The organism is Micromonospora sp. MH99 (assembly GCF_021442385.1).
In the GTDB taxonomy this organism is placed as follows: Bacteria; Actinomycetota; Actinomycetes; order Mycobacteriales; family Micromonosporaceae; genus Micromonospora.
On sequence record NZ_MUZA01000015.1, the window covers coordinates 1 to 26,674 of the forward strand.

Here is a 26,674-nt window from a genome sequence, read left to right on the forward strand (position 1 = left end):
AGCTAAGCCCTCCAGCGCCGATGGTACTGCACTCGTGAGGGTGTGGGAGAGTAGGACACCGCCGGACAATCTTCCAGAAAAGGCCACCCCCATTGGGGTGGCCTTTTCTGCGTGCCTGGCCTACAACTCCAACGTCAATTGGCCTCGGCGTGGACGTGGCTGGGGCGGATCGCGGTGCGACACGTGGTGACGGTGCAGTTGTGGACCGGACCCGACATCATGAGGAGCGTGGACTCTTCCCTCGGCACCCTGCCCAAGATCGGTGCACCAGCGACGCGGGCCTTGAACAACGTTGGTTACACGGCTCTGAGTGAGCTTGCCGGGGTGCCGCGTACTGAGCTGGCCAAGCTGCATGGCATGGGTCCGAAAGCCCTCGAGATCATTCAGAGCGCGCTTGAGGAGCACAACCTGAGTCTGGGTTAACAGTCCACCGTCACCTGGCTCCGGCGTCGGGCGTGGTGTGGGCATGCAGACGGCCACTAGGCTCGGTCGTGTGGATGAGCTCCTGATCCTCCTGGTCTTCGCCTGCTGCGTTGCCGCGGTGCTGGGTGCGTTGGCGTGGCTGGGCGTCCGTGGTCGTCGCCGCGGTGTCGGTGGCGAGGTGATGGGGCCGTTCGAGGAGATGTGGCACCCCGCCGCGACCCGGTACCGGGCCGAGATCCGAGTACAGGAAGAGCGCCTTGTTCCGCTGCCGTCCGCCGATGCGAAGGGTCAGACCGCGTGACCGGAGATGTCGATGCGGGGACGCCCCCGAAGCGACCGATGCCCACTCAGGACGACGTGCTCGGATACTTCGACACGCTGTCGAACTGGGGACGGTGGGGTGACGACGACGAACTCGGCACGCTGAACCACATCACCGACGACGTCCGGCTGGCCGCGGCGCGGGCCGTACGCCATGGCCGGAGCGTGTCCTGCGCGTGGGAGGTCGCCGTACCGGAGGAGATGGAGCGGGCGACGATGTCGTGCCCGTGCGCCGCCGACATGCCGGGCGCGGAGAACATGCCGGTTGCCGCCTTCCACGCCGACCGGCGGTGGGGCTTCTCGTCCGAGCGAATCGGCATGACCTTCCACGGCAACACCATCACCCACCTCGACTCGCCGTGCCACCTCTTCTGGGACGGCACGATGTACAACGGTCGTTCACACTCGTTGGTCGACGCCGCGACGGGATCGGCGTGGGCGGCCGTCACCGCCGCGGCGGACGGGATCGTCACGCGTGGCGTGCTGCTGGACGTCGCGGGGGCCCGCGGTGTGCGGTGGTTGGAGCCGGGCCAGGGTGTCGCTCCCGAGGACCTGGAGGAGGCCGAGCGCCGCCAGGGTGTCCAGGTGCGTCCCGGCGATGCGGTGCTCCTGCGGACCGGCCACGGCCGCTTCCGGCACGAATCCGGTGCGGCCGGCGGTTTCACCCAGGCCGGCTGGCACGCGTCCTGCCTGCCGTGGCTGCACGAACGGCAGGTCGCGCTGATCGGCGCCGACAGTCCGCAGGACGTTCAGCCGTCGGGGTACGACGACGTGCTGATGCCGGTGCACGCCGTGAGTCTTGTCGCGATGGGTCTGTGGCTGCTCGACAACTGCGACCTGGAGGCGTGCACGGCGACGGCCGCCGAGCTGGGCCAGTGGGACTTTCAGCTCGCCGTCGCGCCGGTCCGCTTCGCCGGCACGTCCGGCAGCCCGGTCAACCCGATCGCCACATTCTGACCACGGGGTGCGGACGGCCGGCCAGGCTCAGGATGGCTTGGGACCGCAGACGTAGCGGGGCTCCGCGTCGTAGCGCCAGGTGAACTTCTCCCGCTTGACGACCACGCCGCCCTTCTTGATGACCCGGAAGGCGTCCTGGGTGAAACCGTTGATGCCGTTGCTCGGAATGCACGTCGGGCCGGGTTCGAGGTGGATGACCTTCGGCGTGGTGATGTTGCGTCGAGGGCCGTACTCCGTCTTGACGCTGTCGTAGATCTTCGTGCTCCAGATCGAGACGGTCACCGAACTCGACGTGTACGAGGTGTCGATGAGCAGGCCGTACTCGGTGTTGTTGCGGAACTTGAAGTCCAGACTGGGCCAGAAGATGGTCGACTCGATGACGGCCGGGTACCTGTCGAACCAGTACGAGTGCGGCTTGTGCTCGACGTCCTCCAGGCCCGCGTAGTAGGTGGCGTTGAACAGGGTGGTGGTGAACTGCGAGGTGCCGCCGCCGACACCCGGCACCAGCTTGCCGTCCAGGATGACCGGCGCGTCCCGGTAGCCCTGCTCGTAGCCGCGTTCGCCGGTGTGCCCGTTCAGGGAGAACGTCTTGCCCGGCAGCACGACAGTGCCGTCCACCTCCTTGGCGATGGTGGCGATGTTCTGGCTGCGGGACGACGCCATGCCGCCGGTGAACCGCGTGGTGAAGGTGGAGACCCGCTCCTTGATGCCCAGGCCGGCCAGCTTCTCCGCGGTCAGCTCCGGCGGGGTGGCCTTCAGCTCGCCGGTCACCTCGCGTCCGTCCGACTTCGGCAGCACTGCCAACAGGTCACGGCCCAGGGCCGCGCTGTCGAGCTGCTGGCCGGGACGACCGTCGGTGGCCTTGGGGCGGCCACCGGAGATGGTCATCGACGCGTTCTTCGGCGGCACCTCGATCGCGAGCAGGTCGTCGCCGAGGGCTGCGCGCAGCCGCTTGACGTCGACCGCCGGGGTGAGCTTGCCGGCCTTGTCAGCGGTGAACCGGAGGCTCTTCGCGATGGCCGCCGGTGGCACCCGCACGGAGCCCTTGCCGGTGCGCAGGGTGACCGGCGCGGCGACCGCCGGCCTGGCCAACTCGGCGACGAGCCGGTCCAGCTCCTCGGCGGTGGTCGCCGGCTGGCTCTCCACGAGCGGCACGGTGACCGGGGTGCCGGCCAGCCATCCGGTGCGGACGGCGTCGGCGGAGCGCTGCGGGTCGAACGCCAGCCCCGGCTTGGGGCGTACGACCTTCGGGGTGGTGCCCTGGTAGGTGATCGCCGGCATCGTCATCGGGCGGACCTGGTCGCCGAGCACCTTGCGCAGGGCCGCGTCCAGCCGGGCGGTGTCGATGGTGACCACCGGGTCGACGGTGCGGGAGCCGACCAGCCGGCTGACCGGGTGCGCGTCGGCCTCGGCCGCTGCGGCCACGCTGGCCGCCACGTCGACGCCCAGCCCCACATCGGCCGGGTTGATCTCGGCGGTGCGCTCCCCGACCGTGACCCGCAGTGGCGCGGCGAGCGCCGTCGCCCGCCGGGCCAGCTCGGCCCGCAACTCCCGGTCGGCGGCGCTGCGGCTGCGGCCGCCCAGCTCGGCGCCGAGCACGCTGGTGCCCCGGGGCACGTCCCCGGCGTACGCCCAGGCGCCGGCGCCCGCCACGGCGGCGAGGACGCCGCCGGTGACGCCGGCCGCGAGCAGCATCCGCACCCGGCGCGGACGGCGTCCACCGGTGTCCGGCTCGCCGGTGACCGTGGGCGGTGTGACCGCCTCCGGTCCGTCGTCCGGCCAGGTGACCGCGGTGACCTGCACGGTGGGTCGGTCGTCGGCGGGTGGACGTTTGTCGCCGTACAGCGTCACTGCAACCTCGATCGCCAGGTGCCACGGGAGGTCCCCCCTCCCGGAGGACACCACGGTAACCAATGCTCGGCCGTCCGTGCCGGCTGCGCCCGCTCTGCGCTGCCACCGCGTGTCGTTCGGCGTGTCGCGTGGGACGGGAGGGACCCGGAGCCGGGGTCGGTGCCGACGCCCGGTCGCCGCCGTGGCACGGTGGCGGGGTGGACGCTGCGGAGCGGGTGTTGGCGTACGGCGGCGGTTGGCTGGACCGGGCGGGCGCGGTGCGCACCGACGCGGCTCGACTGGACGCGTTGCTGACCGACCCGACGACTGTGGTGCTGCCGCTGTGGCGCGACCGCTGCCTGGTCGACGGGGTCGGGCCGGTCCGGTTGACGGCCGAGCGCGCGTCGCTCGTCCGGTCGGCCGCCGCCGAGACCGCCTTCCTGGGGCTCGACAACGACGTCGCGGTGTTCGCCGTGGACCTCTCCGGGCTCAGCGAGCCGTCCGCCGTCGAGATGGCCGGCGCGACGCGGGCGGTCGACGTACGGGCCCTGGTCGGGCGGCTCGACCCGGCGGGCGCGGCGGTCCAGGCGTACGCCCGGGGGTTGCTGCACTGGCACCGGCAGCAGCGGTACTGCGGCACCTGCGGCGCGGCGGCCGTCGCCGGCGGTGGCGGGCATGTGCGGACCTGTTCCGGCGCGGAGTGTGGTCGGCTGCTGTTTCCCCGGATCGAGCCGGCGATCATCGTGCTGGTCGAGGCGCCCGGCTCGCCGGAGCGCTGCCTGCTGGCCCGGCACGCCGGCGCTGCCCAGGACTCCTACTCGACGCTGGCGGGCTTCGTCGAGATCGGCGAGAGCCTGGAGGACGCGGTCCGCCGGGAGATGGCCGAGGAGGCGGGGATCACCGTCACGGACGTGACCTACCAGGGGTCGCAGGCGTGGCCGTTCCCCGCCGGGCTGATGGTGGGCTTCCGGGCCACCGCGACGTCCGACGAGGTGTGCGTGGACGGCGTGGAGTTGCTGGAGGCGCGCTGGTTCACGCGGGCGGAGCTGCGGGAGCGGGTCGCGGCAGGTCGTCGGCTCGGCCGGGTGGACTCGATAGATCACCACCTGCTGGGCCGGTGGCTGACGGCAGGCTGAGGATCATCACCAGCGCGGTCGCCGCGGCGGTGCCGAGAGCGCACCACATGATCCCCTGGAACGTGCGGGGTGCGACGGCCATGGTCAGGACGGCCAGGACGACCGCCGCGACCCACAGTGGCGCGGACGGCCACCGCGCACCGGCCGCGATCTTCGCGTTGACGACCGCGAAGACCAGCGCGTAGAGCGCGCCGGTGGCGGCGAAGAACGGGGCGTACTCGCCCAGGGAGGCGTAGTTCTCGCCGCCCACCAGGCGGAACGCGAGGCCGCCGGCCAGGGCCGAGGCGGCGACGAGCACGGCGCCGCAGGCCCCGACGATCGCGAGCACTGCCGTGCGGACGCGGTTGTCCCCGACGGCCAGGCGGGGAAGGGCGAGCACCACGATCACCTGCGGCGCCCAGAGGGCCCCCTTGGTGAGCACGGTGCCGACGGCGTACGCGCCGGAGTCGGCCGGCGACAGCAGTTGGCGCGCGAAGATCAGGTCCGCGTACGACACGGCGAGCATCGCGAGCGCCGCCGTGCCGGCGCTGGTCACCTGCCGGATCCGTAGGGCGGCACCGATGGCGGCGGACCCGTCCGGGCTGGCGGGGCGGGCCGGTCGGGCGATCCAGACCAGCGCGGGCAGCACCAGGTATGCGGTCACCATGCCGGCGACCAGGGTGTCGACGACATCGGCGCCGAGGACCAGCGCGACGATCATGCCGCCGTACCGCCCGGCGGCGACCACGCCCATCGCCCACGCGAGACGGAGGAAGCGCTGCTCCCCCTGCAACTCGCCGAGCCACCGCGCGGACAGGACGACCGCGACCGTGGTGCCGGCGACCAGCGCCACGACCGTCAGCGACAGCCGCAGGGCGGTCATCATCAGCGGCGCGGCCACGACGACTGCGCCCGCGGCGACGGCGGTCGTGACGAGGGTGACCCGGTTGGTCGGTGCGCCGGGATGCCGGGCCCGGTGCACCGCGACCGCCATCTGCAGGCCGACACCCGCGACGCCGGCGATCGCGACGAGGGCCGCGACCGTGGCCAGGACGCTCAGGCCCTCGGCCGCCAGGTGCCGGGCACCGAGCATCGGGAGCAGGTAGGCCAGCCCGTTCGTCACCATCGCGGCACCGGCCACCGCCGCCCCCGCCGCGGAAAGTCGGCCCGCGCCGGGGCCGGCCGTCGTCTCTGTCATCGCGCCTCATGTCGGTTCCGCCGGGGACCGGTGCACGCCCCGAGCTTCGCGTCGTCGTCACGGAGTCGCGCGTCGACGTAGTCAGGCAAGCTACCGCCCGCGCCCGCCTGTGCCTAGAGTGCTGTCCGGAGCCCCGGGAGCGACGTCGGGCCCGCTTCCCGTCCAGGTCTGTGGGGGTCCGTGTGCGCCGAGGATCACCGGAGTTCCGACCGGCGCCGCCGCGGGCCCGGGTCGTGCTGCGTCGGTGGTGGCCGGAGGTGGCGCTCGGCGTCGGGGTGGTCCTCGCGATCCTCGCGCCGGTGCTGGGCCGGGGTTACGTGCTGCGGTACGACCTGGTGTTCGTGCCGGACCCGCCGTTCGGCGCGATGGTCTGGGGCAGCGGCACGGAGCTGCCCCGGGCGGTGCCCAGCGAACTGCTCGCGGTCGGTCTGGCCCAGCTGCTGCCCGCCGACGTGGCGGAGAAGGTGCTGCTGGCCGGCTGCCTGGCCCTGGCCGCGGTGGGCGCGGCCCGCCTGGCGCCCGTCAGCCACCCGGTGGCGCGGGTCGCGGCCGGGCTCGCGTACGTCTGGAATCCCTGGGTGTACGGGCGGCTGCATCTCGGTCAGTGGGCGGTGATCGCCGGGTACGCGGCCCTGCCGTGGGCGTACGCCTGGGTGCTCGGGGTGCTGCGGCCGCCGGGTGGCGGCATCGGTCCGGGCCGGCGCTGGTCCGTCGCCGGTGGGCTGGCGGTGGTGCTGGGCGGTCCGGCGCTGGTGCTGGCGGCGGTGGTCTCCTGCGCTCCGGCGTTGGCCCTGGCGCGGCGGTGGCGGGCGTTGGTCGCGGGGGCGGCGACGCTCGCCGGCCTCACCGCGCCGTGGCTGGTGGCGTTGACGAACCGGGGTGGTGTCGTCGATCTCGACGAGCGGGGCGTCGCCGCTTTCGCCGTCCGCGCGGACACACCGCTCGGTGTGCTCGGCAGCGTCGCCACCCTCGGTGGGGTCTGGAGCCGTCATGCCGCAGCCATCGGGCGGGAGCGGTGGCCGGTCGCCCTGCTCGCGCTGGTGCTGGCCGCGGCGGCGGTCTGGGGGTACGCGCTGGTCCGTCGCCGGTGGCCGTCGGCCGCGTGGTGGGGCCTGCTCGTCGGAGCGGCCGTGGGCACCGCGATCGCCGTTCTGCCGGCCTGGCCGGTGAGCGCCCAGTGGATGGTCACGCTGGTCGAGCACGTTCCGCTGGCCGGCGCCGTCCGGGACGGTGCCCGACTGCTCGCCCCGCTGGCGCTGGTGCAGGCGGTCGGCCTCGGCATGCTTGTGGAGTCGCTCGTGGCGGCTGGTGCCCGGCCGCTGGCCCCGCTGGTGATGATCGCTCCGGTGGCGTTGCTGCCCGGCCTGGCCTGGGGGCTCGGCGGCCAGCTCGACACGGTCCGGTACCCCGCCGAGTGGTCGGCCGTCCGCGAGGTGGTGAACCGGGATCCGGCCGGCGGCAGCCTGGTTTCACTGCCGTGGGCGTCGTTCCGCGCCTACCGCTGGGCGGGCAACGTCCCGATGCTCGACCCGGCGCCGCGGGCGTTCCGCCGGCCGGTCATCGGGGACCAGGACGTGCTGGTCGGCCGCGACCGGATCCGCGGGGAGAGCCGGGACGCCGACCGGGTGGCGCAGGCGCTGGCGGTGCCCGGTGACCCGGTCCCGGGCCTGCGTCGGCTCGGCGTCCGGTACGTCCTCATCCAGACCGATCAGCCCGGCGCGGCCGAGGTCGAGGGTCGTTTCGCAGGTGCCGAGGTGGTCCAGCGGGACGGGACGCTGATCCTGCTTCGCCTGCCTGGTGACGGTTCTACCGGCTCGACGGGGAGTGTCGGTATTGGTCCGGCGTTGGGGTATTCGATACTCGGGGCCACCCTGTTGATCACCCTTTCGCACACGGCCGCACGCCGACGACGCATGTTACTGTGCGGTCACTTAAGACGAAGGGACCGTCAATGAAGGCAACCTTCAATCCCCTCCTGATCGCGGTCGTCGCCGCGGCGGTGGGTGCCGTGCTGGGCATTGCGGCCGTCTCGATCGGGACGTCCACCATTGCCAACACCAACACCAAGCCGGCGAACGTCGAACAGCCCATCATCGTGTACGGCGAGCGCTGACGGCCTTTCATGGAGGTCCTTCCTCCTGACGTGTCGTCAGATGCGGTAGTACTCGACGTCGTGGTGCCGGCGTACAACGAGGCACTGCGGCTGCCCGAAACCCTGGTCCTGCTCCGGGCGGCGCTGGCCGGCCTCGGTGTGCCCTGCCGGGTCACAGTTGTCGACAACGCCAGCACCGACGGAACCGCCGAGGTGGTGACGGGCGCCCCTTGCGGCCCGGTGCCCGTCCGGCTGCTCTGGTGCGCGGAACCGGGCAAGGGCTTCGCGGTACGTACCGGTGTGCTGGCGAGCGACGCGCGCTTCGTCGGCTTCTGTGACGCGGACCTGGCCACCGCGCCGGACACCCTCGGCCAGGTGCTCAGCCTCCTGGTCGAGGGCGCCGACGCGGTGGTCGGTTCGCGGGCGCACCCCGAGTCGGTGGTGCAGGAGCGGCACAGCCTGCTCCGGCGCTGGGGCGCGGTGGCGTTCCGCGGTGCCGTGCGGCAGGTGGTGCGCGGCGTGGGCGAGACGCAGTGCGGGTTCAAGTTCTTCCGCAACGACGTGGCGCGGCGGTCGTTCGCACCCCTGCGGTGCGGCGGCTTCGCCTTCGACGTGGAGGTGCTGGGCCGTGCCGAGCGGGCGGGCGCCCGGTTGGTGGAGATCCCCGTCAACTGGGTGGACGTGCCCGGCTCGCGCTTCTCCCCGGCCCGCCACGGCTGGCAGAGCTTCGTGGACGTTGCGAAGATCAGTTGGCGGCTGCGCCGGGCGGAGGTCGCACCCGCGATGCCGCTGCCGGTCGTCGCCCTGCCGGTCGGCACTGACGTGACCGGGGGCGCTGCCGTTGGATTGCGGCCGTGAGTGTCGGACACTCTCCGGCGGCTGCGGCTCCCACCACCGACGCGGTGGTCGCGGGTCGACGGATCGCGGTGCTCAACTGGAAGGACCCGTGGCATCCGGACGCTGGCGGCGCCGAGGTCTACGCCTGGCAGGTCGCCCGCGACCTGGTGACCGCCGGCGCGGAGGTCACCTTCGTCACCGCGCGTCCGGACGGCCAGCCCGGCGACGAGACCCGCGACGGCATCCGGATCGTCCGGGTCGGTGGGCGGTGGAGCATCTACCCCCGGGTGCTGGGCTGGCTCGCGCGACGCCGCCGTCAGTTCGACGCCGTCGTGGACTGCCAGAACGGCATACCGTTCTTCAGCCCGGCGGTCCTGCCGGCTGACGTGCCGGTCGTCTGCGTGATCCACCACGTGCACGACCGCCAGTTCCGGCTCTACTTCGGCCCGCTCGTCGGTCGCTTCGGGGCGTGGTTGGAGGGGCCGGTCGCCCGACGGGTCTACCGCCGGGGGGTGACGCTCGCCGTCTCACCGTCGACGGCAGTGGCCGTACGGGACCGGCTCCGCTGGGCCGGCCCGGTGGTGGTCGTACCCAACGGTGCGGACGCGGCGACACCGCCGGTCGTCGGCAGTGGCGTTCGCGACCCGCGACCCCGGGTCGTCTGCGTCGGCCGGGTGACCCGGCACAAGCGGGTGGATCTGGTGCTCGACGCCGTCGACCAGCTCCGGGCGCAGCGGCCCGACCTGCGCCTGGACGTCGTCGGTGGCGGGCCGGACGTGGCGACGATCCGTCGGCAGGTCGCCGAGCGTGGGCTCGCCGACGTCGTCACGGTGCACGGTCACCTGCCCTCCGCCGAGCGGGACGCGCTGCTGGCCAGCGCGTGGTTGCACGTCTCGGCCTCGTGGGGTGAGGGCTGGGGTCTGGTGGTCGTGGAGGCGGCCGCCGCCGGGCTGCCCACCGTCGCGTTCGACGTCGACGGGCTGCGCGACGCCGTACGGCCGGCCCGGACCGGATGGCTGGTCGGTGAGGGCGACGACCCGGCGGGCAACCTGGCCGTCGGCCTCGACCGGGCGTTGGACTCCCTCGCGGCTCCGGGCGAGGCCGAGCGGATGGCCGCCGAGTGTCGGCAGTGGAGCGGGGCGTTCCGCTGGGCGGACACCGGGCGGCGGGTCCGCGCGGTCCTCGGCGACCTGCTCGCGCCGCGCCGGGTGCCGTGGGCGGCGCGCAACGCGTCCCTCCTGGTCCGGACGGACGAGCCGGAGAGCCTCCTGGCCCGGGTGTCCCCCCTCCTTCCGTACACCCGACACGTGGCGACCGACGAGCACGGCCTGTGGATCCTGGTGCCGGCCGCCGCTCCGGCGGCGGTCCGGCAGGTGCTCGTCGAGGCGGGCGTCGCGCCCGAGCACATCAGCGAGCGGGACGCCAGCGGCGACGAACTGCTCACCGGAGTTCCGGTACGGCAGTGCTGACCGCCTGGTCGACCGCTCGCCGCACCGCCGGTATACCGTCCGCGACGGTGTCCCTGGCGGTGTGGCGCCTGCGTGAGCTGCTGGTCTGCCTCGCGCTGATCGGTCTGTGCGTCACCCAGGAACCCGGGCTCATCGTGCCGGACACGAAGCTGGACATGGCCCTGGACCCGGGCGGCTTCCTCGCGCGGGCGGCGCACCTCTGGACGGCGGACTGGCAGTTCGGCACGCTCCAGAACCAGGCGGTCGGCTACTTCTTTCCGATGGGGCCGTTCTTTCTCCTCGGCGAGGCGATGGGCCTGCCGGCCTGGCTCGTGCAGCGGCTCTGGATGGCCACCCTGCTCTGCGTGGCGCTCACCGGTGTGGTGCGCCTGGCGCGTGCCCTGGACCTGGGCGGTCCGGCGTCACGGCTGATGGCCGGCGTGGTGTTCGCGCTCTCGCCCCGCGCGCTGTCCCTGGTCGGCACGGTCTCGCTGGAGCTGCTGCCGTACTGCGTCGCGCCGTGGGTGCTGCTGCCGCTGGTCAAGGGGGCGGCGGGTGGCTCGCTGCGGCGGGCGGCGGCGCTCAGCGGGCTGGCAGTGCTCTGCATGGGCGGGGCGAACGGGGCGGCCGCCGCGTGCGCCGTGCTGCCGGCGTTCCTCTTCGTGGTGACGCGTGCGCCCGGCTGGCGACGGATCCGCCTGCTGGCCGCGTGGACTGTCGCGGTGGTCGCGGCCACCTTCTGGTGGCTGGTGCCGTTGCTGCTCCTGCAGCGCTACGGGTTCCCGTTCCTGCCGTACACCGAGAGCGCGGCGGTCACGACGAGCGTGACGTCGCTCCCCTCGGCCGTGCGCGGCGCGACCCACTGGGTGGGTTACCTGGCCGTCGACGGTGTGCCCTGGTGGCGCTCCGGGTGGGCGCTGGTCACGACGTCCTGGATGGTCGTGCTCACCGGCCTGATCGCCTGCCTCGGGTTGGCCGGGCTGGCCCGTCGGGACCTGCCGGAGCGTCGCTTCCTGCTCGTCGGCGCACTGGTCGGGCTGCTGACCCTGACCGCCGGGAACCTGTCCGACGGCGGCGCGGCCTTCGCCACGACGGTCCGGGAGGCCCTCGACGGCCCGCTCGCCGCGCTGCGCAACCTGCACAAGTTCGACGTCGTGCTCCGCCTGCCACTGGCCCTGGCCACCGCGCACATGCTGGACACCGTCGGCCGGATCGCGGTCATCCGCCGGTTCACGCGACCCACCAACATGGCGCCCCGGCGCGTGGCCCTGGGCGCCACCGCCATCGCGCTCCTCGCGGTCACCAGCGGCGCGGCAAGCGCGGGCCTCCCGGCCGGCGGCGGCTTCTGGGGGTTGCCCGAGCACTGGCGGCAGGCGACCGGTTGGCTCGACCGGCACGCCGGACCCGGCACGACGTTGCTCGTGCCCGGCAGCAACTTCGCCGAGTACGACTGGGGGCGCTCGCTGGACGAGCCGGTCCAGCCTCTGCTGGACTCGCCGTGGGCGGTGCGGTCACTGGTGCCGGCCGGATCGGCGGGCAACGCCCGTCTGCTCTCCGCGATCGACGAGCGGCTCGCCGCCGGTACCGCCTCCCCCGGGTTGGCGGACGTGCTCGGTCGGCTCGGTGTGCGGTACCTGCTCGTCCGCAACGACCTCCGCCAGCCGGTCGGAGGCTTCGCCTGGCCGGTCCTCGTGCACCGGACGCTGAACAGCGCGCCCGGACTGTTCCGGGTCGCCGCGTTCGGCCCGAGCAGCGGCGTGCGGCCGGACCTCGCCGGAGCGTGGGACTACGGGCTGCACGAGCCGTACCGGGCGGTGGAGATCTACCAGGTGGACCGGCCGACCCCCAAGGCCACGCTGGCCGACGCGGCGCAGCCGCTCAACCTGGTCGGCGCACCGGAGACGCTGCTGGACCTCAGCGACGCCGGCGTGCTCGGCGACCGGCCGGTGATCCTCGACGGGGACGCTCCGGAGGCCGAGAGCGGAGGCACGGTCCTCGCCGACAGCCTGCGCAACCGGGAGGTCGACTTCGGGCTGGTCCGGGGCAACACCTCGCGGACGTTGACCACCGAGGAACGACCGGACTCGGCCCGGACGGCCCACGACATCCTCGACCCGGCATGGCGCTCGGCGGTCACCTCGTCGGGCTACGCCGGGATCGCCGACGTCCGAGCGTCCACCAGCGCGGCGGACGTCACCGGCCCGGCCGGGCTGCGCGACCCCTCCGCCACGCCGTTCGCGGCAGTGGACGGCGACAGCGGCACCTTCTGGCTCTCCGACGGCGCGCGCAAACCCGTGGGCCAGTGGATGGAGGTCCGCTTCGCCGAGAGGATCCAAGCCGGGTCGGTGGAGGTGCAGGTGGTCGACGACGAGGTCGTGGGCGCCCCGGTCACCAGGATCCAGGTCAGCACCGCGGGCGGGACGTACGTGCACTCGGTTGTTGACGCCGGGCGGGCGCCGCTGCGGTTGGCGCTGCCGTCGGGGCGTACCAGCTGGGTTCGGGTGACCATCGACGGCGTCGCGGGTTTCGACGTTCCGGGACGGCGCGCGGGCATCCGGGAGTTGCGCGTGCCCGGGGTGAGTCCCCAGCGGTACCTGCGGCTGCCGGCGCTGCCCGACGCCACCCCGACGCCGGAGGTCGTCGCCCTCGCCCGCAAGGCCGTGGACCGGCCGGCCTGCGTCGTCGTCGACGACCACTACCTGTGCGCTCCCGACCTGATCCGTCAGGGCGAGGAGACCGGCCTGGTGCCCCGCCGCTTCGACCTGCCGGCCGCCTCCGCCCCCCGCCTCACCGGCCTGGCGCGCGCCACGCCCGCCACCGCACTCGCCGTGTACGACGAGACGGTGGGCGGCGAAACGGTCAGCACGTCGAGTTCGTGGTTCGCCGACCCGGTCGCCTCGTCGAGGGCGCTGTCGGACGGGAACGACGGCACTGCCTGGTGGGCTGACCCGAACGACCCGCAGCCCACGATACGACTGAGCTGGCCCGAGGTGCGCAACGTGAGCTGGGTGCGGCTGCGGTTCGCGCCGAGCCTCGTCGCGGCGCCACCCAGGACGGTCCGGATCACCGGCGACAACGGCATCCGGGAGGTGACTGTCGGCCTGGACGGCGTCGCCCGCTTCCCCGCCCTGCGGACCCGCAGCCTCGTCGTGGCCGTGACCTTGACGGTGCCGCGGGTCAGCCGGTCGACGGCGATGTTCGAGCCGCAGCCGCTGCCCGTCGGCCTCAGCGGGGTGGACGTGGAGGGCGGGCCCGAGGTCAACCAGCCGCGTGACCTCTCCCAGACGGTGACGTTGCCCTGCGGTGCGGGACCGACGATCGTGATCAACGGCGCGACGGTGCCGACGACGGCCACTGGCACGTTGCGGGATCTGCGGGATCTGCAGCCGCTGCGCTACCGCGCCTGCGTCCCCGCTCCGAAGCCCGGGGCGAAGACCACGGCGAGGGCGGACGAGGACCGCGTCGCTCTGCGCGCCGGCCCGAACGAGGTCTCGGCTCCGTTGGACCGGTTCGTCGTCGACAGCGTGATCCTGACCGGTGAACCGCCGCAGCGCCCCGCCGCCGCCGAGCCGCCCCGCCGGGCACTGACCGTGCTCGGTTGGAACGACCAGCGCCGGTCGGTGGAGGTCGGGGCGGGCGGCGGCAGCTACCTGGTCGTACCGGAGAACGCCAACCCGGGCTGGCGGGCCACCCTCGACGGGGTCCGGCTCGTACCGACCCGGCTGGACGGGTGGAAGCAGGCGTGGTTCGTGCCGGCCGGCGCGGCTGGCCGGGTGGAGCTGGACTTCACCCCCGGGGAGCGGTACGCCCTCGTCCTGCGCATCGGCGGGGGACTGCTGCTGCTGTTGGTCGTCGCAGCCCTGCTCCCCGCGCGTCGCCACCGACAGTCGTACCCGATCGTCCCGGCGACGATGCCCACCGCTCCGGTGCTCGCACTGGGGGTGCCGGCGCTGCTGGGGGGCCTGGTCGGGTTCGGCTGCGCCGCAGTGGTCGTGGTGCTGCACCGACGCCGGATGCCCAGCCCCAGCTGGATCTGGGTGCCGGCAGCGGTGGGGCTGGCGGCCTACGGGACCCAGCGCTGGTGGCAGCCCCGGATCTCCTCGGACCGGCTGGCCGACCTACTGGTCACGGTTCCGACCGGCCTGCTCCTCGTCGCGATCGCCGCCCTGGTGCTGCGCTTCCGCCGGGTCCGCGGGCGCTACGAGTCGCGCCGGGAGGGCCGGGCGCTCGGCTGGACCCGCCGCCTGCAACGCGGGCACCGGCGTCTGGAGCAGGGTGTCGGCCGCGACGATTCCGGGCCCGCGTCGGTTGTGCCGCCGCGCAAGGAATCTGCGCAGTCGCTGCGTCGGCCGCTCGATGAGGTAGTAGGTGGCCGCCGCGGCGGGGATGGTGAGGGCCAGCGTGAGCACGAGGAGCACCCAGAACGAGCTGTTCATCCGGGTGAACCCGATCAGGCGGAAGCAGACCTCGAGGGCGAGGAGGTGCCAGAGGAAGATGCCGTAGGAGATCCGACCGACGAACCTGATCACCGGCTGGTCGAGGAACGCCCGCGCCACCCCGCCCGCGCCCGGGCCGACGAGGGGGGCGATCAGGAACCAGGCGACGAGCAGGAACACCAGGTGCTCGATGGTCGACTCGATCGGCCTGGTGGGCTCGACCCCGCGTGGGCCGGCGATCGGCGTACTGGCGATCCACAGCAGCGCGCCGGCGATGAGCCACGACGTACCCGGGGCGAACGTGAAGACGCGCAGCCCGCGAGGCGTGGCGGACCACAGGTCCTCGTCGCCTCGCCCGGGCCCGCTCCCGGTCAGTCCGGTGAGGAGCACCGGGGAGGTCGTGCTCGGGGGCCAGGAGGCGAGCACGGCCAGCATGATGCCGATGCCGAACCAGTCGAGGAAGGCGGGTAGCCAGAGCACCGCGAGCCCCGGCAGTGGCGAGTCGGGGCTGTGCGCGTACGCGTTCCAGGTGAGGCCGGCGAGGACGAGCACGGCGCCGAGCGCCAGTTGGCGCCGGGCTCGCTGAAGCGGGGTCCGGCCGCCCATTCGGCGACCGAGCACCGCTATCACCGGCAGCGCCAGGTAGAAAGTCGCCTCCGTAGCCAGGCTCCAGGTCTGTTCCATCCCGACCGGAAGTCGCAATGGCTGATAAATCTGTGCCAGAAGGAAGGGAACTGCCCAGTCCCAGACCGACCTGAGGTAATCGATGTTGAGCCACAGCAGTGCGACAACCGCCATTGCCCAGTAGCCGGGCAAAATGCGCAGCGCGCGGTGCCAGAGGTATCGCCGAACCGGCGGGTGCGGCTGCGAATGAATGGTGGCGTGCGCGAATGGCCGGTAGAGGAGGAAGCCGGACAGCGCGAAGAAGATCGCCACCCCGACATCCAGTCTGGCCAGCACACCTCCGAGGCGGGCGAACGAGTTGGTCAACCCGCTGAGAAAAGAGACGTGGTGGATGACGACGCACAGTACCGCTACCGCGCGGAGTCCTTCCAATGCCGGCAACCAACCATCCGAACGGACGGTATTTGACGCGGACTCGCCTACCTGTCCGTTGCTCGCGTCGGGTCTGACGGGTCGGCTCACAGTTCCTCAACATCCCATTTGGCGGGGTGGCCGGACGGCCACGTGCCACCGGAGTCGGTGTGTCTTCCGAAGGCCGCGTCGGACCATATCCGAAATCGGCCCCGTCATGTACTGTCAGCCGCCAGTCGAGTCTTTACAAGGGGAGGAGTTACATGCGACCTACGTCGGGTGCCGTCTTGGTGGCGGCGGGCGCGTTCCTGATCGCCGGGGCGGTGGCGACGCCGTTGACCGTCGCGCCCGCTCTCGTCAAGGTGCCCCTTGATCAGAGTTCGGTGACGGTGTCGAAGGCCGAGAACGCGACAGTCTTCGACTTCCCCACCCTGTCGGAGCGCAGCGGGGTCAACCTCACAGCCCACCGCGCGGTGCGGGGCGATGTCGGGGCCGGCAACGATGACCGCGCGGTCTTCAACGTCGGCGTCCGGGTGATCGACGACGCCAGCAAGGCCGAGATCACTGTCAACACGGACCGGGTTGCCGTCGACCGGCGGACCGCCGAGGCGGTGGCCTGCTGCGCCGAGGACATCAACGGAACGGCCTTCAAGCACGAGGGGCTGACCTACACCTTCCCGTTCGGCACCGAGAAGAAGACCTACCAGTACTTCGACAACACCGCGCGCAAGGCGTACCCCGCCAAGTACGTGAGCACCGAGAAGTTGCAGGGCCTGACCGTCTACAAGTTCGAGATGACGGCCGAGCCGATCCAGATCAAGCAGATCGATGTCCCGGGCCGGCTGGTCGGCTCGACCGAGCCCACCGTGACCGCCGGTCTCTTCTACACCAACACCCGCACCCTGTGGGTGGAGCCGGCGAGCGGCGTCATCGTCAAGGGCCAGGAGAAGCAGGCCCAGACCCTGCGTGACGCGGCCGGCGCGGACAAGGTCAAGATGATCGACGCGACCCTCGCCTTCACCGAGGACACCCAGAAGCAGCAGGCCAAGGTTGCCAAGGACGCGCGTGACCAGATCAACCTTTTGACCACCGTGGTGCCGATCGTCCTCGGACTCGTCGGCCTCGCCCTGGTCCTGCTCGGTCTGTTCATCATCATCCGGGCTACCCGCCGCAGGTCCGACGCGTCGCCGACGGCCGCCGACGACCGACCGACGACCGACCTGCCGGCGCAGGCGTCCTCGGAGCCGGTCGAGGAGACCACGGCGCCGACCGGGGGCCGGCACGCCGTGGAGCGCAGCGAGCCGTAACAACCACACCACCGCACCACCGCACGCCGACCTGAAGGGCCGGCCGACCTCCGGGTCGGCCGGCCCTCGCGTCTCAGGCCTGCTGGTCGCGCCGCACGGCGTAGCGGGTGCACACCCAGTCTTCGGTGTACGGCAGGTCGGGGCGCTGCCCGACGATGTGCCCACCGTGCGCGGCCACCAGTCGCACCATGTCGGCGTCCGGCACGGCGGTCATGCTCATCGGCGCCGGATAGCCCAGGAGCCGGCGCTGCGCCCAGCTGATCAGCCGGAACGGCACGACCTGCCAGATGAGGGCCTTGGCCGTACGCGCCGGCTCGGTCGGCAGCCCCACGACGGCGATCCCGCCGGGTCGCAGGACGCGCAGGAACTCGGCGAGGTAGCTGTCGATGGCGGGCCGCGGCAGGTGTTGCAGGACCAGGGCGCTGTAGACGAGATCGAAGTGGCCGTCGGGGAACTGGCTCAGGTCCGGTGCGTCGTTGAGGACGAAGCGGATGTTCCCGGCGCTCCGGTCCAGTTGTCGGGCGGTCTCCAGCATGGGTGGCGCGATGTCGACGCCGACGACCTCGTCGGCGTGCGGGGCGAGCCCCTGCGACAACCGCCCGGCGCCGCAGCCGAAGTCGAGTACCCGTTCCCAGCGGGTGGGCAGCCCGAGCTGGCCGAGCCAGGTGGCCGTCTCCTCGACGTCGGCGCGACCCGTGGCCAGGAACTCGTCCACGTCCCACCGGCCGCCCCGCTTGCCGGGCTGAACGAGCACGGCCCAGAGCGGATCCTCGGCACCCAGCTTGGTCCAGTCGCGTCGTACGTCGTTCAGATTCACGCCGAAACCCTAGGGCATCCCGGGGGCCGTCGGGATCGACCTGCATCCGCGCACGCGCGGATGTTCGGGCGGGGAGGCCGGTCCGAACGGCTCGCCCTGACCTGCGAACTTTACATCCGTTACCTGATTGTAATCCGTCGATGCTTCGGTCGCTCTCTGTCGTGACGGTGATGCCTTACGCGGTGTCTGGTGTGCTTATGAGCGCTTATGTACCCGAGATGATCTGAACACTTCGTGATACCGCCCTGCCTCACGGTCGCCACCGTGTTACCGCCCGGTAATCAGGGGGTTGTGAGCCGCGCCGCAACGGGTGCACGATCAGGCTCGATCGTTACCCGCTGGTAATAGATGACGGGCCCGGCGTGGGCCGCCGCGAACGGCCGCCGCGCACATCCACCCGAGGAGGAACCCGTGCAGGATCGGTTAGACAATCAGGGTCGTACGCGGTGGCGGCGCTTCGCCGCCATGATGGTGCCCGCCACGGCGGCTGCCGGCGCGATCCTCTTCGGCATGTCGACAGGCGCGATCGCGTCCGACATCACGGTCTCCGGGCAGACGTTCAAGATCGGTGCCGACCGTCTGGAGGGCGACGGCTTCAAGCAGTACGGCGGCATCGTCAAGGAGAAGGGCAAGGACGGCAAGAGTGGCGCGGTGCACCCGATCGCGCTCTCCGAGATCAGCAGCGCCGACCTCTACAACCTCTGCCAGTCCGTCCGCGCCGACCTGCCAGGCCTGCCGGTGGTGCTCACCATCAACGCCGGGGAGGGCAAGCAGCCCGCCCACGCCGAGGACCTGCTGATCGCGATGGACTCGCTCGACGGCAACGCGACGTTCACCAAGATCAAGATTGGTCGTGATGCCACCGACCTGAACCCGACGGCAGAGAAGGGTTCGTTCGGCCAGAACGCCGACCACGTCACCATCACCAACCTGCAGCAGGTGTCCCGGTACACGACCGCGGCGACCTTCAACCTGGTCGGCCTGCGGCTCAAGGTCAACGTGGGCGACGACGCCAAGGGCAAGGAGTGCTTCTGAGCTGAGCGCGGCCCGCGGTGACGACCGCCGCGGGCGCCCCGCCCCCGTCCCCGCTCCGCCAGGAGGAGTACGTGACAACCGCCAACCCGTCCCATGTCCGGCCGAGCAGTGTGGCCCAGGCGTGGCGGACGTTCCGCCGCTGGCGACGGAGCCGCCCGTTCTGGGGTGGCCTCTTCACCATCCTGGCCGGGGTGGAGATGTTCGCCTCCACCCGGATGACCATCAACGGCCTGAGCTTCCACAGCGGAGCCACCGGGCTGCTCTCCCTGCTGATCCCGGTCATCCTGGTGTCCTGCGGCGTGCTGCTCTGGTTCACCCCGGCGCAGCGGTTGTTCTACTCGATCGTCGCGGCGGTCACCGCTGTCTACGCGCTGATCGGGCTGAACCTGGGCGGGTTCTTCGTCGGCCTGCTGCTCGGCATCGTCGGCAGCGCGCTCGCCTTCGCCTGGACACCGACCCGACCGGCGTCCGCCGCCCCTACCCCGACCTCCACCGAGCCGGCCGTCGCTGACCCGGCCGACGCTGACTCGACCGTCGCTGACCCGGCCGACGCTGACTCGACCGTCGTCGTGCCGGCCGACGCTGAGTCGACCGTCGTCGTGCCGGCTGGTGCGGGCGAGGTGCCGCAGCAACCGGACGAGCGCCGGACCGAGCGGGGCGCCGACTCCGAGCCGGCCGGGATCGCCCAGGCCCACGCGACCGACGGCCGGACGGCCTCGGTGGCCGACCCCGACGCGGACGGGTCCGGCCGTGCCGTCGATCCACGCACCTTCGGTGTCGCCCTGGTGGTGCTCGGCCTCGCCACCGCCGTACTGGCCGCCCAGCCTCGCCCGGTGCAGGCCGCCCCCACCCTTCCCGTCGCGAGCGTCTGCCCCACCCCGTCCCGGCCGGCGACTCCGTCGCCCTCTGCGAGCGCGCCGACCGCGACACCGGCACCGAGCGCGAGCCCACACCGGGACGGCAACATCGTCACCGACATCCTGGACGGGATCGGTGACCTGCTCACCGGCGGCCACCGCCGCGAGGCCGCGACGCCGACGACCAGCCCGACCGCACCGCCCTCGGCGAAGCCGACCGCCACACCGACTCCCCGTCCCGGGGCCACGGCCTGCCCGACGCCCGGCCGGCCGGGCCGCCCGGGCGCGACGCCGCCCGGTACGGCCAAGCCCGGCACCGTCGAGCCGGGCAAGCCCCTGCCGCGCATCGCCGCCGACCCGAACCTGCCCAGGGTGGCGCAGACGCCGTCCAAGCTCACCGGGAGTTCGGTGCGGATGACAGGTCTGCGGTTCGAGGGGATCACCGACCTGCAGACCGAGAAAGGCACCCTCAAGGTGCTGAAGTTCAGCATGGGGGAGGCGGTGACCGACGACTTCCTGCTGAGCGCGGACGGCCCGCAGGGGCGCAACCAGCGGTACGCGACCGACCGGTTGACCGTGAGCGGTGACGTGGCCTTCTACGCCACCCGGTTCGTCGGCCGGCTGCTCGGCATCAAGATCACATTGACGCCGGACCTGCCGCTGCCGAACGGCCTCCCGGTCACGTCACCCATCCCGATCACCTTCACCGACCCGGTCATCGACCTGGCGTACGTCACGAGCAACACCCTGACGGCGACGCCGGCGCTGGCCCTCACCCTCGCCTGAGTGGTGGGCGGCCGACCGGACCGGGTACGGCCGCGACGGGTGCCGGCGGTCGGCGCGTCGGCACCCGTCGTCGACCGGCTCAGAGTCGGGCCAGCGCCTTGCGCAGCGGGTCGAGGCCCAGCGCGCCGAGGTCCAACGCCTGCCGGTGGAACTCCCGCAGATCGAAGTCGGCGCCCTTGCGGGCCTTGGCGTCCTCGCGGGCCTGCAACCAGATCCGCTCACCCACCTTGTACGACGGCGCCTGCCCCGGCCAGCCCAGGTAGCGGTTCAGCTCGAAGCGCAGGTTCTCGTCCGGCACCCGGCAGTGCGCCCGCATGAACTCCCAGCCCAGCTCGGGCGTCCACCGCTCGCCCGGGTGGAAGCCGAACGGGTTGTCCTTCGGGATCTCCAACTCCAGGTGCATACCGATGTCGACGATCACCCGGGCGGCGCGCATCGCCTGGCCGTCGAGCATGCCCAGCTTGTCGCCCGGATCCTCCAGGTAACCCAGCTCGTCCATCAGCCGCTCCGAGTAGAGCGCCCAGCCCTCGCCGTGCCCGGAGACCCAGCAGAGCAGCCGCTGCCAGCGGTTGAGCAGGTCGGCCCGGACGGCGGTCTGCGCCACCTGAAGGTGGTGACCGGGCACGCCCTCGTGGTAGACCGTCGTCACCTCCCGCCAGGTGGAGAAGTCGGTGATGCCCTGCGGCACCGCCCACCACATCCGGCCCGGCCGGGAGAAGTCCTCGCTCGGGCCGGTGTAGTAGATGGCCCCGTCACTCGTGGGTGCGAGGCAGCACTCGATCCGGCTGACCTGCTCCGGGATGTCGAAGTGGGTGCCGTTCAGCTCGTCGATCGCCTTGTCGGCGAGCGTCTGCATCCAGTCGCGGAACGCCTCCTTGCCCTGGATCGTCCGCGCCGGGTCGGCGTCCAGCGTGGCCACGGCCTCGTCGACAGTCGCGCCCGAGCCGGCAATGCGCCCGGCCACGACCCGCATCTCCGCCTCCAGGCGGGCCAGCTCCGCGAAGCCCCAGGCGTACGTCTCGTCCAGGTCGACCTTCGCGCCGAGGAAGTACTGCGAGGCGAGTTCGTAGCGTTCCCGGCCGGCGGCCTGCTTGTCCCGCCCGTGCGGGGCCAACTCGGCACGCAGGAACTGGCCGAACTCGGCGGTCGCCGCGGTGGCCGCCGCCGCGCCCCGGCGCAGCTCGGCGCCGAGCGTGCCATCCGCGCCCAGCCGTTCGACGAGGCCGTGGAAGAAGTTGTCCCCGGTCGGGTCGGTCCAGGTGTCGCACTGCTTGGCCACCTCGGCGAGCTGCACCTTCGAGCTGACCCGCCCGTCGGCGAGCGCCTCGCGCAGCGTGGTCTTGTAACCCTCCAGCGCGCCGGCGAGGCCGTTGAGCCGGGCGGCGATGTTGGCCTGGTCGTCGGCCGTCGCGGTAGGCATCAGGTCGAACACCATGCGGACCTCGTGCAGCCCGCTTTCGATCACGCTGATCTCGCTCGTCGTCTCGCCGGCCTCGTAGCGGGCCAGGTCGAGGCCGAGTCGTTCCTGCATGGCCTCCTTGGCGGTGCGTTCCGCCTCGGTGTCCGGCTCGGTCACCTCAAGTTCGGAGAGTGTGCGGCGGGTGAGGTCCGCCTTGGCCCGGTAACCCTCGGGCGAGAGGTCGTCGAGCTTGTCGTCATGGCCGGCGATGCCGACGTAGGTCGCGCCGGTGGGGCTCAACGGCGCCCACTCGGCCACGTAGCGGTTGGCGAGTTCATCAATTCGTCCCACGGTGCGACACTACGTGACCACCCCGCCTGGATGTCGACGACGTTTGTCGTGTTCAGGCAGCAGATCCAGAGTGCGGAAAGTCGCGGGACTTTGTCGTACCCGTCCGGCAGAGTGTCAGGGGTGACCACCGACATCGCTCCTGACAAGGCGCCGTTGCGTGCCTGGCTGCCGGGCTTCTTCGCCCTCGCCGCCATCTGGGGTTCCAGCTTCCTGTTCATCAAGGTCGGCGTGGCCGAGCTGCACCCCGTCCAGCTGACTCTCTACCGCGTCGTCGCCGGCGCGCTGACCCTGCTGGTCGTCCTCGCGGTGCTGCGCGACCGGCTGCCGCGCGAGCCCCGGGTATGGGCGCACCTGTTCGTCGTCGCCGCGTTCGGCGTGGCCGTCCCGTTCACCCTCTTCGGTTACGGTGAGCAGCGAGTCGAGTCGATGCTGGCCGGCATCTGGAACGCGACGACGCCGTTGATCGTGCTGCCGCTCGCGGTGCTGGTGTTCCGCACCGAGCGGTTGACCGTGCGCCGCGCGATCGGCCTCGGGCTGGGCTTCCTCGGCGTGCTCGTGGTGCTCGGGGTCTGGGAGGGCATCGGCGGGGCGCACTTCGTCGGGCAGTTGATGTGCTTCGGCGCGGCCGCCTGCTACGGCGTCGCCATTCCGTACCAGAAGCGGTTCATCGCGGGCAGTTCGCACTCCGGCCTGTCGCTGTCCACGGCGCAGTTGCTGCTCGCCGCAGTCCAGCTCGCCGTCGTCACCCCGTTCGTCGCGGGTGCGCCGCCGCTGCCCACCGAGCTGTCGCCGAAGGTGGTGGCCAGTGTGCTGACCCTCGGGGCGCTCGGCACCGGGCTCGCCTTCGTCATCAACATGCGCAACATCCGGGTGGCTGGCGCGAGCACCGCCTCCACCGTCACGTACCTGATTCCGATCTTCGCGGTGCTGATCGGCGCGGTGGTGCTCGACGAGCGGCTCAACTGGCACCAGCCGGTCGGCGCGCTCATCGTGCTGCTGGGGGTCGCGGTCGCGCAGGGCCTGTTCGGCCGTCGCAAGCCGCGCCCGGTGGTCGGCGTCGGCGCACCCGCCACGCCCGCCGCCGAACCCGCCCGCAGGTGACTCCGACCGGGCCGCCGGTCAGGCCCGGTCGCGTGTCCACTTCACCAGTTGCTCGGCCGACCAGGTGTTGACCACCCGGTCGGCCGGGACGCCGCAGCGGGCCGCCCGCTCGCAGCCGAACCGCTGCCAGTCGAGCTGACCGGGCGCGTGCGCGTCCGTGTTGATCGCGAAGCGGCAGCCGGCCTCCAGGGCGCGGCGGATCAGCCGCTTCGGCGGGTCCTGCCGCTCCGGCCGAGAGTTGATCTCAACGGCGGTGTCGTGCTCGGCGCAGGCGGCGAAGACCGCGTCCGCGTCGAAGTCGCTCTCGTTCCTGGTCCGCGCCCGGTGCCCCCGATCACCCGGGCCGGTCACCCCCGCCGGCCGGGACGACACCATCCGCCCGGTGACGTGACCGAGAATGTCCAGGTGCGGGTTGGCGACCGCCGCCAGCATCCGGCGGGTCATCTTCGCCCGCTCGTCCTTGAGGCCGCTGTGCACCGAGCCGACCACCACGTCCAGCCGGGCCAGCAGGTCGTCGTCCTGATCGAGTGAGCCGTCGGCGAGGATGTCCACCTCGATCCCCGTCAGGATCCGGAAGCCCTCCGGCAGCGCCGCGTTGACCTGCGCCACGTGGTCGAGCTGCCGGCGCAGCCGCTCGGCGGTCAGCCCTCGTGCCACAGTGAGACGGGGCGAGTGGTCGGTGAGCACCAGATACTCGTGGCCCAGCTCCACCGCCGCCAGCGCCATCTCCTCGATCGGGGAGCCGCCGTCGGACCAGTCCGAGTGGGTGTGGCAGTCGCCGCGCAGGGCGGCGCGCAGCGCCGTGGCCTCGGCGTCCAGGTCGCTGCCCTCGGTCGCCACCAGCCGGCGCAGATACACCGGTTCCTCGCCGGCCAGGGATTCCGCCACACAGCGGGCCGTCACGTCCCCCACGCCCGCCAGCTCGGTGAGCGTGCCGTTGCCGGCCCGCTCGGCCACCTCGGCCGCCGGCAGGCCGGCCAGCGCCTTCGCCGCCGAACGGAACGCCCGCACCCGGTAGGTGGCCTCGTTCGCACGCTCCAGCAGGAACGCGATCCGGCGCAGGTCGGCAATGGGGTCCCGGGCGCTCATCCCACCGAACCTAGTGCGTACGAGCCGCGTCAGGGAGCCTTCGGACAGCCGTGTTCGCGCTGCCACGCGGTCACCTCGGCGGCGGGCTCCCGGTTGCCGCCGCGCCGCCACGAGTCCAGATAGCGCGCCGGCCAGAGCACACCGCGCCGGATCCACCACCCGTCCTTGCCCGTGCACGGCGGCGAGATGCCGAAGTGCACGTGACAGACGTTGTTGGCGTTGCCGGTGCGGCCCACCTTGCCGAGCTGCTGGCCGGCACGGACCCGAACCCCCGCCTCGACGCCGGAGCCGACCACGCTCAGGTGCGAGCCGTAGTAGCGCACGCCGTCGTCGCCGAGCAGCGACACCGACAGGCCGCCGTTGTCCGGGCCCTGCGGCCCACTCTTGGAGTACCTGTCGACACGACTCACCTCCAGGACCTTGCCGTCGGTCACCGCCACGAACGGCTCACCGCAGTCGGCGAACACGTCAGTTGCCGGGTACGCCCCGTGCGTCGTGTGGTAATCCACGTTGTCGGCGCGTACCGGGAAAACGTGCCGGAGCCCGGCGCGGGGTGCGGTCGGCGACGGTCTGGCCGACGACGGCGTCGGGCTGGCCGGGCGTGTCGTCGGTGGGGCCGTCGGCGCCGCCGGCTGCTCACCGGTCTCCCAGACCGCCGACGACGACGGCGCGGCGCCGGTCGGCGGCACTCCCGGCCGGGTGGTCGCGCAGCCGGCGGCCAGCACCGGGGCGAGCAGCAACAGGATCGGGTACGCCGGACGCACGCGGCGACCGATCGTCGGCGAGGGCATTCGGTCATCCTGACAGACCGGTACCGTGGGCACGAGCGACGCGCGTGAGGGGAGGGCAGCCGATGACCATCGCCCGACCCGACCCCGTCCCGGATCCCGGTCCCGCCCGCCCGGCGCCGCGTACCCCGTCCGGGCTCTTTCCGGCCGGGCCGCCGACCAGACCCACCTACCGCGAACCGCACCCGGTGACCGGCGGCGGTGTCGCCGCCGGAGGTGGCGCTGCGGCTGCCTGGCTGCTGCTGTTCGGGCTGCTGGGCACCGACGTCGCCAGGTACGCGTGGTGGACTGTGGTGGCCGGCCTGCTGGCGTGGCTGACGGCTCTGGTGCTGGTCCGCTACGGCGATCGCGGAGTGGCCACCGGGGTGGCCATCGTCACCGCTGGTGGTTGGAGCATCGCCGCCGCCGTGGTGGCGGTCCGCTGGGCGACCAGCGGTGACTGGCCGATGTGGTGAGCGTGTTCCGACCGGCCCGGATCCGGCGGCGGACGACTGCGGCGCGTGCCCGGTTGGCTGCGTAGCGAACGCCGTCTTGACGTGGCTGTCGATACTCGGCACCCTCGGCACTATGGCCTGGACCACCCCGCGGCAGGACCCGGATCGCAACCGCCGCCGCCTCCAGTTGCTCGCCGAGTTGGCGGGCGCTCGGGCGGTACGCCAGCGCAGCCGGCCGCAGCGACAGCGCACCGAGCGTCTGCGCCAGCTCATCGCCACCCGCCGTCGGGTAGCCGGCTGATCCGACTTTGTCAGGTTTGGCCGGCGTCTCGGGGCGTTGACCGGTCGCCCGCCGACCCGACCGGCTAACGTGCACCCTTGACGAGTCGGCGCTGTGCCGAGGGCTTTTGGGGGAACCGTGTCGTACTTCGCTGCGGCCGTGGTGCGTGACGACAGTGGCTGGACCGCCGCCGAGGTCAGCCTGCGGGGCGCCACCGACATCGATGAGGTCGCCGACCGGCTGCGCGACGTCGACCAGGAAGCCGACGTGTCGCTGCTGTTCGTCGAGGCCGACGACGCGTACCTGGTGATCCTGCGTCTCGACGAGGGCGAGGATCTGCGGGTGTTCGGCTCGGACTCGGCGTTCGCCGAGGAGTCCCGGCTCGGCCAGCTGCTGGTCGGTGACCTGAAGACGTCCGTGACCGGGCTCGACGGCGACGACGAGCCCCGCCCGGCCGCCGGCGGCGACGACGAGAGCGAGCAGCCCGCCGTCGATCCGGAGGCCGATCCGGTGGGCGACGCCGACCTGCTGGCCAACCTGGGCATCTCCGCGCAGAAGCTGCTGACGCTCTGCGCCACCGAGGGGATGCTGCCGGCGGACGTCACCGCCGAGATCTGCGAGGTGCTCGGCTGCGCCGACGAGGTCGAGGAGCTGCGTGAGGTCTGACCCCGCCGGGTCGGCAGCACACGGTGGGAACGTCCCCGCGGGCGGCGCGGAGCCGGCCGACGCCACCGATCC

At 72.4% G+C, this 26,674-nt stretch carries 22 protein-coding genes and 1 pseudogene; 16 read left to right on the forward strand and 7 right to left on the reverse strand.

What is annotated here, in order from left to right:
* Positions 1-219: 219 nt before the first annotated feature.
* The 3 genes from B0E54_RS10730 (at position 220) to B0E54_RS10740 (ending at position 1,701) form a co-directional block, all read left to right on the forward strand.
* Positions 220-423 (forward strand): helix-hairpin-helix domain-containing protein, encoded by a 204-nt coding sequence (locus tag B0E54_RS10730; protein WP_234583303.1) that lies wholly within the window; start codon positions 220-222, stop codon positions 421-423.
* 70 nt (positions 424-493) lie between these two features.
* Positions 494-724: a hypothetical protein gene (locus tag B0E54_RS10735; protein ID WP_234583213.1), complete on the forward strand. Its 231-nt coding sequence runs from the start codon at positions 494-496 to the stop codon at positions 722-724.
* Between the two features lie 38 nt (positions 725-762).
* The gene (locus B0E54_RS10740; RefSeq protein ID WP_234583214.1) at positions 763-1,701 is read left to right on the forward strand and encodes a cyclase family protein; all 939 of its coding nucleotides are present in this window, start codon (positions 763-765) and stop codon (positions 1,699-1,701) included.
* A gap of 27 nt (positions 1,702-1,728) precedes the next feature.
* On the opposite strand, the gene B0E54_RS10745 is transcribed toward B0E54_RS10740, so the two are convergent.
* On the reverse strand, positions 1,729-3,552 hold the full coding sequence (locus B0E54_RS10745; RefSeq protein ID WP_234583215.1) for a VanW family protein: 1,824 nt from the start codon (positions 3,550-3,552) through the stop codon (positions 1,729-1,731).
* A 197-nt stretch (positions 3,553-3,749) separates the two neighbouring features.
* Between B0E54_RS10745 and nudC the strand changes: the two genes are divergently transcribed.
* Positions 3,750-4,667 (forward strand): NAD(+) diphosphatase, encoded by a 918-nt coding sequence (gene nudC / locus B0E54_RS10750; protein ID WP_234583216.1) that lies wholly within the window; start codon positions 3,750-3,752, stop codon positions 4,665-4,667.
* Here the strand turns inward: nudC and B0E54_RS10755 are convergent.
* Positions 4,564-5,844, reverse strand: a complete 1,281-nt coding sequence (locus B0E54_RS10755) for a polysaccharide biosynthesis protein (RefSeq protein ID WP_234583217.1) — start codon at positions 5,842-5,844, stop codon at positions 4,564-4,566. The genes nudC and B0E54_RS10755 overlap by 104 nt on opposite strands.
* A 182-nt stretch (positions 5,845-6,026) precedes the next feature.
* Between B0E54_RS10755 and B0E54_RS10760 the strand changes: the two genes are divergently transcribed.
* The 5 genes and pseudogenes from B0E54_RS10760 to B0E54_RS32895 all read left to right on the forward strand — a co-directional run.
* Complete coding sequence (locus tag B0E54_RS10760) at positions 6,027-7,799, forward strand: hypothetical protein (protein ID WP_234583218.1); 1,773 nt, start codon at positions 6,027-6,029, stop codon at positions 7,797-7,799.
* Entirely contained in the window at positions 7,796-7,957 is a 162-nt protein-coding gene (locus tag B0E54_RS10765) for a hypothetical protein (protein ID WP_234583219.1), read from the forward strand. Before B0E54_RS10760 ends, B0E54_RS10765 begins: the two co-directional genes overlap by 4 nt.
* 30 nt (positions 7,958-7,987) lie before the next feature.
* On the forward strand, positions 7,988-8,794 hold the full coding sequence (locus tag B0E54_RS10770) for a glycosyltransferase (RefSeq protein ID WP_234583220.1): 807 nt from the start codon (positions 7,988-7,990) through the stop codon (positions 8,792-8,794).
* Positions 8,791-10,242 (forward strand): glycosyltransferase family 4 protein, encoded by a 1,452-nt coding sequence (locus B0E54_RS10775; RefSeq protein WP_234583221.1) that lies wholly within the window; start codon positions 8,791-8,793, stop codon positions 10,240-10,242. Before B0E54_RS10770 ends, B0E54_RS10775 begins: the two co-directional genes overlap by 4 nt.
* Positions 10,243-10,301: 59 nt before the next feature.
* Positions 10,302-12,305 (forward strand): annotated as a pseudogene (locus B0E54_RS32895) (alpha-(1->3)-arabinofuranosyltransferase family protein); the annotation flags it as partial.
* Positions 12,306-14,339: 2,034 nt separating this feature from the next.
* Here B0E54_RS32895 and B0E54_RS32900 read toward each other — a convergent pair.
* Positions 14,340-15,803, reverse strand: coding sequence for an acyltransferase family protein (locus tag B0E54_RS32900; protein ID WP_374109260.1), 1,464 nt, complete (start codon positions 15,801-15,803; stop codon positions 14,340-14,342).
* Between the two features lie 152 nt (positions 15,804-15,955).
* On the opposite strand from B0E54_RS32900, the gene B0E54_RS10790 reads away from it, so the two are divergent.
* Positions 15,956-16,999, forward strand: coding sequence for a DUF3068 domain-containing protein (locus B0E54_RS10790; RefSeq protein ID WP_234583224.1), 1,044 nt, complete (start codon positions 15,956-15,958; stop codon positions 16,997-16,999).
* Between the two features lie 73 nt (positions 17,000-17,072).
* On the opposite strand, the gene B0E54_RS10795 is transcribed toward B0E54_RS10790, so the two are convergent.
* On the reverse strand, positions 17,073-17,816 hold the full coding sequence (locus B0E54_RS10795) for a class I SAM-dependent methyltransferase (protein WP_234583225.1): 744 nt from the start codon (positions 17,814-17,816) through the stop codon (positions 17,073-17,075).
* Positions 17,817-18,227: 411 nt separating this feature from the next.
* On the opposite strand from B0E54_RS10795, the gene B0E54_RS10800 reads away from it, so the two are divergent.
* Positions 18,228-18,851 carry a DUF6230 family protein gene (locus B0E54_RS10800; RefSeq protein ID WP_234583226.1) on the forward strand — a complete coding sequence of 208 codons (624 nt, stop codon included), beginning with the start codon at positions 18,228-18,230 and terminating at the stop codon, positions 18,849-18,851.
* A 71-nt stretch (positions 18,852-18,922) separates the two neighbouring features.
* Complete coding sequence (locus B0E54_RS10805) at positions 18,923-20,494, forward strand: DUF6114 domain-containing protein (RefSeq protein WP_234583227.1); 1,572 nt, start codon at positions 18,923-18,925, stop codon at positions 20,492-20,494.
* Positions 20,495-20,573: 79 nt separating this feature from the next.
* On the opposite strand, the gene B0E54_RS10810 is transcribed toward B0E54_RS10805, so the two are convergent.
* Entirely contained in the window at positions 20,574-22,244 is a 1,671-nt protein-coding gene (locus B0E54_RS10810; RefSeq protein ID WP_234583228.1) for a DUF885 domain-containing protein, read from the reverse strand.
* Positions 22,245-22,364: 120 nt separating this feature from the next.
* Between B0E54_RS10810 and B0E54_RS10815 the strand changes: the two genes are divergently transcribed.
* The gene (locus B0E54_RS10815) at positions 22,365-23,345 is read left to right on the forward strand and encodes a DMT family transporter (RefSeq protein WP_234583229.1); all 981 of its coding nucleotides are present in this window, start codon (positions 22,365-22,367) and stop codon (positions 23,343-23,345) included.
* Positions 23,346-23,363: 18 nt separating this feature from the next.
* Here the strand turns inward: B0E54_RS10815 and B0E54_RS10820 are convergent, their stop codons facing one another.
* Positions 23,364-24,434 carry a PHP domain-containing protein gene (locus tag B0E54_RS10820; RefSeq protein WP_234583230.1) on the reverse strand — a complete coding sequence of 357 codons (1,071 nt, stop codon included), beginning with the start codon at positions 24,432-24,434 and terminating at the stop codon, positions 23,364-23,366.
* A 29-nt stretch (positions 24,435-24,463) separates the two neighbouring features.
* Positions 24,464-25,225, reverse strand: coding sequence for a M23 family metallopeptidase (locus B0E54_RS10825; RefSeq protein WP_234583231.1), 762 nt, complete (start codon positions 25,223-25,225; stop codon positions 24,464-24,466).
* 62 nt (positions 25,226-25,287) lie between these two features.
* On the opposite strand from B0E54_RS10825, the gene B0E54_RS10830 reads away from it, so the two are divergent.
* The 3 genes from B0E54_RS10830 to B0E54_RS10840 all read left to right on the forward strand — a co-directional run bounded on the left by B0E54_RS10830 (position 25,288) and on the right by B0E54_RS10840 (position 26,602).
* Positions 25,288-25,677 carry a hypothetical protein gene (locus B0E54_RS10830; RefSeq protein WP_234583232.1) on the forward strand — a complete coding sequence of 130 codons (390 nt, stop codon included), beginning with the start codon at positions 25,288-25,290 and terminating at the stop codon, positions 25,675-25,677.
* Positions 25,678-25,789: 112 nt separating this feature from the next.
* Positions 25,790-25,957 carry a hypothetical protein gene (locus B0E54_RS10835; protein WP_167626078.1) on the forward strand — a complete coding sequence of 56 codons (168 nt, stop codon included), beginning with the start codon at positions 25,790-25,792 and terminating at the stop codon, positions 25,955-25,957.
* A gap of 117 nt (positions 25,958-26,074) precedes the next feature.
* The gene (locus B0E54_RS10840) at positions 26,075-26,602 is read left to right on the forward strand and encodes a tRNA adenosine deaminase-associated protein (RefSeq protein ID WP_234583233.1); all 528 of its coding nucleotides are present in this window, start codon (positions 26,075-26,077) and stop codon (positions 26,600-26,602) included.
* The last annotated feature ends 72 nt before the right edge of the window (positions 26,603-26,674 follow it).